The 11976-nt window shown below is 67.7% G+C and carries 10 protein-coding genes; 1 reads left to right on the top strand and 9 read right to left on the bottom strand.

Annotated features, from left to right (window positions below):
- Positions 1-75: 75 nt before the first annotated feature.
- Entirely contained in the window at positions 76-1068 is a 993-nt protein-coding gene (locus ACZYZ9_RS22055) for an alpha/beta fold hydrolase (protein WP_463828409.1), read from the top strand.
- A 26-nt stretch (positions 1069-1094) separates the two neighbouring features.
- On the opposite strand, the gene ACZYZ9_RS22050 is transcribed toward ACZYZ9_RS22055, so the two are convergent.
- The 9 genes from ACZYZ9_RS22050 to ACZYZ9_RS22010 all read right to left on the bottom strand — a co-directional run bounded on the left by ACZYZ9_RS22050 (position 1095) and on the right by ACZYZ9_RS22010 (position 11855).
- Positions 1095-2756: a PE domain-containing protein gene (locus tag ACZYZ9_RS22050; protein WP_463828408.1), complete on the bottom strand. Its 1662-nt coding sequence runs from the start codon at positions 2754-2756 to the stop codon at positions 1095-1097.
- An 87-nt stretch (positions 2757-2843) separates the two neighbouring features.
- Positions 2844-3623: an enoyl-CoA hydratase gene (locus ACZYZ9_RS22045; protein ID WP_463828407.1), complete on the bottom strand. Its 780-nt coding sequence runs from the start codon at positions 3621-3623 to the stop codon at positions 2844-2846.
- 8 nt (positions 3624-3631) lie between these two features.
- A complete protein-coding gene (locus ACZYZ9_RS22040; RefSeq protein WP_463828406.1) occupies positions 3632-5092 on the bottom strand; it encodes a WS/DGAT/MGAT family O-acyltransferase in 1461 nt (486 codons plus the stop codon).
- 200 nt (positions 5093-5292) lie between these two features.
- Positions 5293-6132: an MAP_0585 family protein gene (locus ACZYZ9_RS22035; protein WP_463828504.1), complete on the bottom strand. Its 840-nt coding sequence runs from the start codon at positions 6130-6132 to the stop codon at positions 5293-5295.
- Between the two features lie 96 nt (positions 6133-6228).
- Positions 6229-6702: a lipoprotein LpqH gene (locus ACZYZ9_RS22030; protein ID WP_463828405.1), complete on the bottom strand. Its 474-nt coding sequence runs from the start codon at positions 6700-6702 to the stop codon at positions 6229-6231.
- 112 nt (positions 6703-6814) lie between these two features.
- A complete protein-coding gene (locus tag ACZYZ9_RS22025; protein WP_463828404.1) occupies positions 6815-7690 on the bottom strand; it encodes an alpha/beta fold hydrolase in 876 nt (291 codons plus the stop codon).
- Entirely contained in the window at positions 7690-9312 is a 1623-nt protein-coding gene (locus ACZYZ9_RS22020) for an MFS transporter (protein ID WP_463828403.1), read from the bottom strand. Before ACZYZ9_RS22020 ends, ACZYZ9_RS22025 begins: the two co-directional genes overlap by 1 nt.
- A gap of 105 nt (positions 9313-9417) precedes the next feature.
- On the bottom strand, positions 9418-9576 hold the full coding sequence (locus tag ACZYZ9_RS22015) for a hypothetical protein (protein ID WP_463828402.1): 159 nt from the start codon (positions 9574-9576) through the stop codon (positions 9418-9420).
- Positions 9577-9668: 92 nt separating this feature from the next.
- Complete coding sequence (locus tag ACZYZ9_RS22010; protein WP_463828503.1) at positions 9669-11855, bottom strand: serine/threonine-protein kinase; 2187 nt, start codon at positions 11853-11855, stop codon at positions 9669-9671.
- Positions 11856-11976: the final 121 nt, after the last annotated feature.

The raw sequence follows: 11976 nt of genomic DNA, 5'->3' as shown, positions 1-11976 counted from the left end.
CAAGGCCTGCTCCGCAGACTCACTTCATCAGCACCATCCATGTCCGTTCACACCGAAGTGACCAAGCAGGCCAAAATGAGCGAAGTTCGCACGATCGACCTACACGGTGACCGCGTCGCCTACCGCGACGAAGGCGCTGGCGAGGTGCTGCTGCTGATCCACGGCATCGGCGGCAGCTCGAACAACTGGCGCGCCATCATTCCCGCGTTGTCCAAGCGATTCCGGGTCATCGCGCCGGACCTGCTGGGCCACGGACAGACCGACAAGCCACGCGGCGACTACTCCTTGGGCGCGTACGCGGTGTGGTTGCGGGACTTCCTGGACGCGTTGGGCATCCCCCGCGTGACCGTAGTGGGCCACTCCCTGGGCGGTGGAATCGCAATGCAGTTCACCCACCAGCACCGTGACTACTGCGAGCGGCTGATCCTGATCAGCAGCGGTGGACTCGGCGCCGAAGTGAACCGCACGTTGCGGCTGATTTCGCTGCCCGGGTCCGAGATTCTGTTGCAGGCGGCGGCGTCGCGGCCGATGATCGCGGTGCGCAAAGCCGTGACGGCCCTGGGGTCCAACGACGAGCACAAGACTCGCCTGGACGAGCACTGGGAAGCCCACGCGGCGCTCTCCAACCCCGAGAACCGGCGGGCTTTGCTGCGCACCCTGCGCGCTGTCGTCGACCGGCGCGGCCAGTTCGTGTGCGCGCTGAACAAGTTGCACCTCAACGCGAACGTGCCGGTGATGATCATCAGCGGCGACAAAGATCGGGTGATCCCCGTCTCGCACGCCTACGCGGCCCACCAGGCTATGCCACACAGCCGACTGCACATCCTCGACGGCGTCTACCACCACCCGCAGACCGAACGAACGGACGTGGTGGCGAGTCTGATCGACGACTTCATCGGCGCCGACGGCGAATACGCCGGTGCTGCAACGACTGCGGCCGTGTCGCTCGCGGACTGGTCGGCATCGGCTGACTCGCGCAGCGGCGGCCCGCGCTCTCGCGCCGTGATGCAGCGCATCAGCCGGCGACGCACGCGCCGGCACCTGCAGTCGGTACCGGCAGCCAGCTGAAACCGCGGAACGGTTACACCTGTCGGTCAGAGGGCCAGGCTGGGCAGGGCCACGATGTCACCGCGCAGCGCGGCGATCACGTCCTCGGCCACCGCGGCCGGGAATTGGACGGTGGCCGTGGCGATCTCGTCGATGCCGTCGCGAACCGCGGTGACAACCGCCGCCGGATCCCCGGAAAGCAACGACAGCCCGACGTCCCAGACCGCGTATTGCGGGGCGGTGATGAAGTTGCGCCAGTCGACGAACAAGGCGGTGGGTAAGTTCGCCGGGCCGATCGGGATGCCGTCCCAGCTGTTCATGGTCCAGCCGCCGGCCGGGTTGCCGGTCACCTGCACTATTGCGGTGTTGGGCAACGAATGTGTCAGCAGGAGTAGCGGATTGGGGTTGTCGACGTTCATCAGCGTGCCGACGCCGATGGTGAAAGCGCTGGAATACGCGACGGAGGTGTCGCCCGGCACCGGATTCGCCAGCGCACCGCCGTAGATCGCCTGTAGCGAGCTGTCGAAGTTACGACTGAAAACGATGCCGTTGAAGTCCGTGGATCCGGGGGCCAGCGTAGGGAAAAGCGGGAATCCCAGGGTCCAGGCGATCGGTCCGACCAGGTAGAGCAGACCGGCGGGACTGATCTGCGGCAAACCTTCGAAGATTCCCGCGTGGATCTCGTTGAGCCCGGGCAATACACCGTAGGCGGAGGTCAGTTCGGTCGCAGTCTGCTGCACCCTGAGTAGCTGCGACGCGAAGACCCCGGAGTATTGCGTACTCGGCGACAGCACCCCTGCCACGTTGGTCGCCTGCTGCACGCCCGCAGGGGTCAGGTTCACGCCAGGCACGGCGGTGTCGATCCAGCCCTGTGCGTTGGCCACCGACTGGGCATGCCGGACGAAATCGATGACAATCTGCTGGCCGCCACCACCCGCATCGCCGTACGAACCGGTGCCGATGAACAGTCCCGCACGACCGGTGGTGGCGCCGGGGCCGCCGTTGCCGAAGAAGAACGCCTGTCCGCCGGCACCATCCGTCCCGCCGGGACCGCCCATGCCGCCATTGCCCAGCAGCCAGCCGCCGGAACCGCCGGCACCACCCGGTCCGCCACCGGAGCCGGTACCGCCGGGACCGCCGTTGCCGATCAACCCGGCGTTGCCGCCGCTGCCTCCGGCGCCACTGGCCGGACTGAAGCCGGGGCCGCCGTCACCGAACAGCAGACCCCCCGCACCCCCGGTGGGCGCCGTCGCCGTTCCGGGCGCACCATTGCCGATCAGCGGACGCCCCAGCAGCATGCTGCTGGGGACATTGACGATCGGATCCAACGCCTGACCGACGGGGCTGGCGATCCACGCCTGACCGGCCGCATGAATCGGCCCGTACATCGCGATCTGAAACCCGTCGGCCGCGGCCACGCGCAACGTGACGACGATGGCCGCTTCAGCATCTGCATAGGCGGCAGCCGCACCGTTCAACGCGCTGACGAACTGCTCGTGATAGGTCGCCGCTTGGGCCGCTGCCGCCTGGAATTGCCGGGCGTGCGTGCCGAACAACTCGGCGATGGCGGTTGAGACTTCGTCGGCGGCTGCTGCGGCTACCGCGGTGGACGGCAGCGCCGCCACGTGCACGGGGGTAGGTGGCGCGGCGATCTCGGTCGATGTCGCCGCGGTCTGCAGCATGCCCGGCGCAACCAGCACAAATGACATCGCCCTACCCCCATTGGTATCGCGTAGTGATCATCATGGCGCGCAGGCCGGGCAATCACGGCGTTATCACCAGAATTGGTGGGCGGGTCAGCGCTCTCCGCTCTTGCGGGACAGGAACGCCTGCATGTGCTGCTGCGGTTCGCCGGTCAGGAAGGCGTGACCGAACTGTTCGACGCTGTCCTCGATCGCCTCGTGCACCGTCATGTCGAACCACTTGTTGAGCAGCCGCTTCTGCTGGCGAACCGCGTGTGGACCAAATCCGACGAGCCGTGCCGCGAGCTCGCCGATGCGGGCGTCCAGCGCGTCGGGCGCGACGACTTCGTGTACCAGGCCCCAGTCCGCGGCCGTGCCCGCATCGATGGTCTCGCCGGTCAGCAACAACCACGCGGCGCGCGACGCCCCGATCAGCGCCGGCATCAGCGCCGCGTGAATCACCGACGGGATGCCGACGGCAACCTCTGGCATTCCGAATCTGGCGCCGGACTCGGCAATTCGTAGATCGCACGACATCGCGACCTCCAGACCCCCACCCAGGCACCAGCCCGAGAGCCGAGCGATGACCGGGACGGGGCAGCGCCGAATCGCTTCGCACAGCCCCGCGAGTCCACGGATGAACACCTCGGCACCGGCCGGTTCGAGGGCGACCATTTCGTTGATATCGGCACCGCCGATGAACGCCCGGTCCCCCGATCCGCGGAACACGACCACCCGCACCTCAGCGTCCTGACCGATGACGTCGAACACGTCGGCCAATTCTGAATTAGCCGCGCTGCCAATGATATTCAGCGGTTTCGAGTTGATCAGTTCGACGGTCGCCAGTCCGGCATCGCGGCCGAACCGGACGAATCGCCCCTCCATGGTGGTCATCCGCCGCCCTAGGAAGCGGCCTCCAATTCGTCGAGCGCTTCGCCGGTGTAGACCGCCAGCCGCTGCAGGTGCGGCAGGGTGTCGCGACACCCGATGAATCCGAAGTTCAACGTGCCCGCATAGCTCTGCAGCGTGACGTTCAGCGCCTGACTGTGCGCCACCAGCGAGACGGGGAAGGACGCCTCCATCCGGCTACCGCGCAGATACAGCACGTCCTGCGGTCCGGGCACGTTGCTGACGCACAGGTTGAACGCGTACGGCAACGGCGTTCGCACCCCGGCGAGCGAGCTGGCCACCTGCATGGTGAACGGCGCCATCAAAGCTGTCGTGTAGGCCAGGATGGCGTCCTTGTTCATTTTGGACAACTCCGCCTTGGCCATTCGGGTCGTGGTCTTGACCACCTGCAGCCGCTCGAGGGGATCGGCCACGTCGGTGCCCAGCGACCCCAGGATGGCGGCGACGGCATTGCCGCCACCCTCGTCGTCCTTGGGCCGGACATTGACCGGCAGCATCGCGATCAACGACTTGGCGGGGAGTTCGCCCAACTCGTCCAGAAACCGCCGCAGGCTGGCGCCCACGAGTGCCAGCGCGACGTCGTTGATCGTCGCATCATTCGCGACGCCAATGGATTTGAGTCGGTCCAACTGATAGTGCTGGGTGGCGAAGCGGCGGTTGCGGCTGATCCGGGTGTTCAGGACGCAGTGCGGCGCCTGCACTGAGCCGATCAGGTTGCGGTACTCGTTGTCGGTGCGGATCTGGGTGTTGACGAGCGCCTTGGTCAGATCCAGCGTGGACCTGCCCGCACCCGCGACCGAGCCGATGGCGCTGCCCATGCCGCTGACCACGCCGCCCAGGCTGCTCAACACACCCCCGATACTGCCCAGCACGTTGGTGGCGATCCCACCGCCGCCTTCCGGCTTGTCGGCGGAGACCCGCTTGGGGGCGGCGACATTGAAGAACAACGGATGTTCGGTGTCATGGGGATCGGTCGACAGGCTGCGCGCCAGCATCTTCTGGCCGGTGTACCCGTCGATCAGCGCGTGATGCATCTTGATGTAGATCGCGAACCGGCCGCCCTCGAGGCCCTCGATGAAGTGCATCTCCCACGGCGGCCGACGCATGTCCAGGGCGTTACTGTGCAAGCGGGACACCAGGATTCCGAGTTCGCGTTCATCGCCCGGGCTGGCCAGTGCCGAACGCCGGACGTGGTAGTCCAGGTCGAACTTCTCGTCGCACACCCAGGATTGGATCGGGCTGCGCAGCAGATCGGGATGGCTGAGTTTCAGATTCCACGGCTCCACCACCTCGTTGGCCTTGCTCTCGTCGACCAACTGCCGCAAGAAATCACGCGGCGCATCCGGCGGCGGCGTGAAGGGCATCAGCCCACCGACATGCATCATGGTGCTCGGGGTCTCGGCGTAGAGGAACAACATGTCTTGCGGACCCAGCCGCCTGGCCGTTCTGCTCATAGCTCTCCTTTGCCGGCACCACCTGGTGATCAGGCTCCTCGCATGTGACCGTAGTCCACTTGAGTGCCGTTGACCCGGACTCTTTTTCGCGGCGGCGTCCGGTTGCGGCGGCAGCAGGCTCCGAGATCAGCGGGCTGCGCTTAATGGCGCGCCCGAGCCGCCCTGCCGGACAACAGGATTGGGCTGCGCGAACTCCGAGGCTAGTACAGCGGGATCCAGGTCCCGAAGAACCAGTAACCCCAGCCGCCGTACTGCCAGTTGAAGACCGGCAGCGCGGTGAAGTTGTTGTACGCGAACGGGCCGAAATCGCGCTGCCCGTAGCCGAGGTCACGCGCCGGAGGTCCCTCGTACGGCCGGTTCCATCCACCGGGGGGCGGCGGGCCATTCCATCCACCGGGAGGTGGCGGACCCTGCCAGTTGGGCGGCTGCTGGCCGGGCGGGGGGCCGTTGTTGTAGCCGAAGCCGCGTTGCGGCGGCGGAGGTGGCGCGCCGCGGCCGGGGAACAGGATGCCGGCCAGCGTGTTGATGGGACCACCCACCTGGTTGTTGGGCTGCTCCAGCGGTCCGCGCGGAATGAACGGCGGGTGCGGCGGCTGGGTGGCCGGGGCGTTGATGACGATCGTGATGCCCGGACCGGGAGCCGTCGGGGTGCTGGACTGTCCGGCCGGAGTCGTGGTGGTCTGCCCGCTCGACGTGGTCGTCTGCCCGCTCGACGTGGTCGTCTGCCCGCTCGGCGTCGTACTGGTCGACGAACTGGACGTGGTGGTCGACGGGGTGGTGGAGGTGGTGGCGGCGCTCGGCGAGGTGGTCGTCACCGTCGGCGTGGTGGCCTGCGTGGTCGTCGGGGTGGCCGGCGCCGTGGTGGTCTGGGCAGTCGGCGGCGCGCTACTCGCCGGAGCCGTCGCGGAGGTTTGCGGCGCCTGACTTTGCGGTGCCGTGGTCTGCGGCCGCGGCACCGTGGTCTGCGGGGCCGGGGTATTGGTTCCGGTTCCCGGCGTCGGGGTGTCCGGGGCGGAGTTGGCGAGCCCCGCGTCCAGCATGATCGCGGATATCCCCAGACCTGTCGCGACAGCCGCCGCGCCGACGACCCGTTTGATAGTCATAGCTGCGTCCCCTCCTGGGTTCGTCCGCCCGCGCTACGGGCAGGTCACGCTCATTTCGAACGACTTGGTCACCGGCTGCGGTTGCTGCGGGTTGGTCATGTCGACGCCCGACGCGGTGCCTTTGATGGCGTAGGTCTTGTCCTTCTTCGCCGCCCCCGCGTTGGTGGCCTGGTTGGGCGCTGCGTCGGAGAAGCCGAGCGTGATCCCGTCGACGCTGCCCAGTCCGACCGCGTGCACGATCGGCGGGTTGGCGTTGCTGACCACCGCACCGATCCCGGCGGACGCATCGCCGATGCCGATGTTGGTGTTGGGCCCGGCCACTGTGCAGGTCACGGCGCCGGTGATGTTCAGGTTCTTGCCGTCGACGATGATCACCGGGCCGGCCGGCGCCGACTGCGCCCCACTGGGCTGGCCGGCGGTGGACTTGTCCTTGTCGCTCGAACAACCGGTACCCGCCGCGATCACGACTGCCACACTCGTCACACCGATCCAGAACTGACGCTTCACCACTGCTCTCCTTGTCACTGGTGTCGGCCCCAACCAAGCGCTGCGCGCGGGTACCCGCCAGATCGCCTCCGCAAACCAATTCATACCGCGCACAGATTTGGCCGACCAGCCCTCAGCCAGGGCCGACGTGGCGGCCGAGGAAATCCAGCACGGCGTCGGCGAAGATGTCGTTCCGGTCGCCGGCAACCATATGACCGGCGCCGCGGACATCGGTGAACTCGACCTGCGGGAAACGCGCCAGGAATTCAGCGGCGCGTTCCTGACTGACCAGATCGCTGACCTGGCCTCGAACAAGCAAGACAGGCAGGCCATTTCGCAGAATCACTTCGATGGCTGCGTGCATCCGGTCGGGGTCGGTCACCTCGAAGGGCGGGAACGCCGCGGTGCCGCTGATGAACTGCGGATCCCAGTGCCAGTACCACCGGTCGCCGCGGCGGCGCAGATTGGTGGTCAACCCGTCCAGGTCGGTGGGTCGAGGCCGGTGCGGGTTGTACTCGGCGATCGCATCGGCGACCTCTTCGAGCGACCCGAAGCCCGTTTCCACCCGCTCGGACATGAAGGCGTGGATCCGGTCGGCGCCCGATTGCTCCATGTTCGGCACGATGTCGACCAGAACCACCGCGCTGGCGATACCCGGCGACACCTCCCCTGCCAACAGCATCGAGGTGAACCCGCCGAGCGAAGCCCCGACCAGCACCGGGTCCGGCGGTAGGTCACGCAACACTTCGGCGACGTCGGCGGCGAAGGTGACCACGCGGTAGTCACCGTCGTCGGACCAATCCGATTCGCCGTGACCGCGCAGATCCACCGTGACAGCCTGGAACCCGCGTTGGGCGACCGCTGCCGCCGCCCGCCCCCACGAGCGCCGGGTCTGCCCACCGCCGTGCAGGAACACCACCGCGCGCGCCTGCGGATCACCCAGCCGGTCCCAGACGATCCGCACGCCGCCCGGTCCGCGGGTGCTGAAAGGTTCGGCTACCGTCGCCATCACGGAATGGTAGGACGCTCCTGCCTAGCGCGGACCCGGCGATCACGCAGCCGCCGCACGATCGCCAGCGGCTCGCCGTCACGCCCGGGCGCGAACAGCGGAATGATGACCGCGGCGATGGCGACGATGAGCGCCATCACCCCGTAGGACGCGCTGGATGCCGTCACGAACGCTTCCTTGCTGCGTTCGGCGAGCTGCATCCCTTGCGGCCCAAGATGATTCGCGACAGCCAGCGCCTTGGACAACGAGTCGGTGACGGGTCCGCGCACCGGCTCGGGATAGTTGCCGAGGGCGGCGGCGATGTGGTGGCTGTAACTGCCGGCGAGGATGGACCCGGCCAACGCGATGCCCAAGGCCCCGCCGACCTCGCGGGTCGCGTCGTTGACCGCCGATGCCACCCCCTGCTTCTGATCGGGTGCGGCCGTCATGATCGCCGATGTCGTTGGCGCCGTGCACAATCCGAATCCAGTGGCGATCACCATCAGGGGCCAGCACACTTCGGCGTAGGACGAGTCGACGTCCAGAGTGCACATGCACAGGAAGCCGACCGAGACCAGCACCATGCTCGCGAACACCACCACCCGCAGGCCGAGCTTGGGCACGTACCAGGACGATAACGCGGACAGCGTCAGCAACGGGAAACCCATGGGGCTCAACGCAATTGCCGCGACCAGCGCCGAGTATCCCTTGACCTGCTGTAGGTACTGGACGACCAGGAAGAACAGCGCGAAAGTGGCCATGAACACCACCGTGATGGCCGCGGCGCCGGTGCCGAAGTTGGGATTGCCGAACAACCGGATGTCCAGCAGCGGTTGCGGCCGCCGTAATTCAACGAACCCGAACACCACCGCAAGCACCGAGCCTGCGATCAGACAGCCGAAGACGCGCGGGTCGCTCCACCCGTGTGCCGGCGCCTGCAGGATGCCGAACACGAAGACCGCCACCGCCGCCCCGATGGTCACCGCACCGGGAACGTCGAGCCGCGGGGCATCGACATCGCGTGATTCCGCAATGGTCAGTGTCGCCGCGAAAACCACCAGTCCGCCGATCGCGAGCGTCCAGAAGATCGACCGCCAGTCGAAGAACTCGATCAGCAGTCCGGTCCCGACCAACCCGAACAGACCCGCGGAGCCGGCGACGCCGGCCCAGATGCCGACCGCTTTGGTGCGAGCTTCGGGCGGGTAGGCCACCGTCAACAGCGACAACGTCGCCGGCATCACGAACGCCGCCCCCGCACCGGCGAGGCCGCGCGCGGCGATGATCTGCATGGGACTGTGGAAGACCAGGGGCGCTGCCGATGCGATCGCGAAGATGGCCACTCCCACCAGCAGGGCACTGCGGCGTCCGTACCGGTCGCCGATCGCCCCGGCCGGCAGTAGCAGGCAAGCGAGCAGCAGCGTGTAGCTGTCCACGATCCAGGTCAGCTGCGTCTGCGTCGCCGCGGTGGCGATGGCTATGTCACTGAGCGCGGTATTCAGCGACACCATGGACGCGATCACGAGGGCGACACCGGCACAGGCGATGAACAGCGTCCAGCCGCGCCGAGCGCGGGATCCATCGGCGAAGGTGTCGGACCCTGACTGATCGGACCGTTTGCGGGTCCGGACTGCGAAACCGGTCATCGGCCCGCTTTCTTTTGTTGGACAGGAGCAAAACAAGACTGACAGTCTCGAAACGAGACCAGCGGTCTCATACCCGCCCGACAGTGCCCGGAAACGGGCGAGGCGTCAGGTGCGCGGCCTCCCGGGCAACCGGTCGCGCAACCACAACCCGATCCGGGTCAGCGGGTTGGCACCCGCACGCTGCGCGTCTTTGATCTTGTCCAGCGTCTGCTCGCCCTCGATGGCGTAGTCCTTGACTGATTCGTCGCCTTCTTCAGCGCGCATATCAATGCCTCTCCTCACGGCATCCCGTGCGGATACCTCTGTCGGCCTCGATTGGCCTACCCGCGCCGGTGGAATTTCAAAACCGGCGGCCCTCAGCCGCCGGTGCGGGTGAACGTCATGTCATACGGCCCGCCCTTGCAGGAACTGCCGGATTCGTCCTTGGTGCCGCTGCCGGTGAGCACCGATATCGGATCCTGGGCCGGCTCGGGCAGCGGGAAGGTGCCCTTGATCCTGACGTGCGAGGTGCCCCCGGCCGGACAGGCCGCGTCGTACTCGTCGTCGCGGGTCCAGACGTTGTCGGCGAACAGCAGGAGCTGGGTCCCGCTGCTGCCGTTGCGGACGAACCGACTGTTGCACCGGTCCCCGGTGCGCAGGCAGATGGTGTCCACGTTGTAGTCGGCTTCTTGCGGCTTGGGCGCATTGGGTCCGGTGTAGGTCGTCAGCAGATGGTAAAAGCCGTGCAGCGCCTGCGCGGGGGACAACACCCGGGCGGGCTGCTCCGCGGGGTCGGACAGGCCGGCGACATCCGCGTCGCCGCTGCGGGTGAAGGTGACGGTGCGCTTGCTGTAGCAATCCAGCGAGTCGGTGATCCATTCCCCGACCATGGTGCCGTCGGCGTGCGGCTGCAGCCAGACGTAGTTCCATTTTTCGATGCTCTTGTCGTTGCACTTGCCGCCCTCGAGCGCGACGGCTATCCAGCGTCCCCGGACATCGTCGAAAATCAGCTTCGGTGTGTGGTTGTAGGTGCCGTCGCTGCGCTGCGCGGTGGCGACGCACTCGGTTCCCGACCCGTTGCATGCCGAGCGCAGCAACCAGGTCTCCTGGCCGGGCGGCTCGGAATTCGGCACCTCTTTGCCCGCGAGCGACACTTTCGGGCCGAAGTCGGCGGTGTAGGTGCCGGTGAACGGCCCGCTGTTGGTCAGCTCGCCGGGTTGCGCACCGCTGGAGTGCTCCGCGGTCGGCCGGCTCCCGCTACTGCCACCACCGCCGCTGGTCAACACGACCGCCGCGACCACCGCGACGACGGTCAGCAGTGCCCCCGCCCCCGCCAGGATCAGCGGCTTGCGGCGGCGTTTCGCCGGCGGCTTGGGCGTGTTCTCCTCGGCCGCCGGCCACGGCGCCGGAGTTTGCGGATCGCCGCTGGCCGGTCGGTACAGCGTCGGTTCGTCGGCGCTTGACGGCGACTGCTGATTCACATCGGCGGCCGGGCGGCGCTGGGTGGGATCGGTGAGGGGCCGACGCAGGTTCGGGTCGGTGGTCGGGCGCTGCACATTGCGGTCGGGTAGGGGCCGCTGCTGGTTGGGTTCGACGGGCGCGCGGTACTGGTTCAGGTCGACGTTCGGCCGGTACTGGCCCGGCCCGCCGGGAGGCCGGCGTGGGTCCGGGGGCGGGCGCCGCTGCCCCTGGTCCGGGTAGCCGGAGCCGGGGCGCATCGGGGGTTTCTGCTGCGGCGGCCGGTTCGGCGGCGGCGCGAGTTGGGTGCGTTGCTGAACCGGTTCGGGCCGGCGCATCGGAATGGGCCGGGTGCCGGTGACCGCTTCCCGGGCGGCCGCGGCCATGTCGGTGACCGTCGGGTAGCGCTGGTCGGGGCTCTTCGCCATCGCCGTCGCGACGACGTTGTCGAGTTCCTCGGGTATGCCGCGGCGCAGCGCCGACGGCCGCGGCGGCGGCAGGCTCAGGTGACCGCCGATCTGCTGCTCGAGGCTGCCGCCGGGGAACGGCTGTTCGCCGGTCAGGCACTCGTGCAGCACACATCCCAAGGCGTAGGTGTCGCCGCGCGGGTCGGTCTGGCCGCTGGTCACCCGCTCCGGCGCCATATAGGCCCAGGTGCCGATCACGTTGCCGGTACCGGTCATGTGCGAATCGCCCGCCGCACGGGCGATGCCGAAGTCGATCAGGTAGGCGAAGTCGTCCTCGGTGACCAGGATGTTGGAGGGCTTGACGTCGCGGTGCACCAACCCGATGCGGTGCGCCGAGCGCAACGCCGACGCGATCTGCTCGATGATGTTGACCGCGCGTTCCGGCTCCAGTGCGCCGTCGGCGATGATCGCCTGCAGGTCCCGGCCCACCACGAGACGCATATCGACATAGAGCCGGCCCTCGATCTCCCCGAAGTGGTGGATCGGCACCACGTGCGGGTCGTTGAGGCCGGCCGCCGCCAGGGCCTCGCGGCGGAACCGCTGTTCGAAGGTGGGGTCGTTGGCCAGGTTGGCCGGCAGTACCTTCACGGCGACGACACGCTGGGTCTCGGTGTCGTAGGCGCGCCACACCTCACCCATGCCGCCGCGTCCCAGCAACTCGATGAACTGGTAGCGGCCGAAGGTCGTGCCCTGCACTCCGCCCCCTCAAGCGAAAGTTATCGATGCTATTCAAGAAAAAGATTAGAGCCGTGCGGGCGGC

The organism is Mycobacterium sp. IDUB_28, from assembly GCF_055419285.1.
The sequence above is the reverse complement of the archived record's forward strand: the minus strand, read 5'-3'. Positions and strand labels throughout refer to the sequence as shown.

Coding starts and splice junctions, on each gene's coding strand:
- ACZYZ9_RS22040 (WP_463828406.1), bottom strand. CDS start 5,092: ATGAGCAGAACGGCCAGGCGGCTGGGTCCGCAAGACATGTTGTTCCTC.
- ACZYZ9_RS22025 (WP_463828404.1), bottom strand. CDS start 7,690: ATGGCGACGGTAGCCGAACCTTTCAGCACCCGCGGACCGGGCGGCGTG.
- ACZYZ9_RS22035 (WP_463828504.1), bottom strand. CDS start 6,132: ATGCTGGACGCGGGGCTCGCCAACTCCGCCCCGGACACCCCGACGCCG.
- ACZYZ9_RS22010 (WP_463828503.1), bottom strand. CDS start 11,855: ATGGGTGAGGTGTGGCGCGCCTACGACACCGAGACCCAGCGTGTCGTC.
- ACZYZ9_RS22050 (WP_463828408.1), bottom strand. CDS start 2,756: ATGTCATTTGTGCTGGTTGCGCCGGGCATGCTGCAGACCGCGGCGACA.
- ACZYZ9_RS22015 (WP_463828402.1), bottom strand. CDS start 9,576: ATGCGCGCTGAAGAAGGCGACGAATCAGTCAAGGACTACGCCATCGAG.
- ACZYZ9_RS22055 (WP_463828409.1), top strand. CDS start 76: ATGAGCGAAGTTCGCACGATCGACCTACACGGTGACCGCGTCGCCTAC.
- ACZYZ9_RS22045 (WP_463828407.1), bottom strand. CDS start 3,623: ATGACCACCATGGAGGGGCGATTCGTCCGGTTCGGCCGCGATGCCGGA.
- ACZYZ9_RS22020 (WP_463828403.1), bottom strand. CDS start 9,312: ATGACCGGTTTCGCAGTCCGGACCCGCAAACGGTCCGATCAGTCAGGG.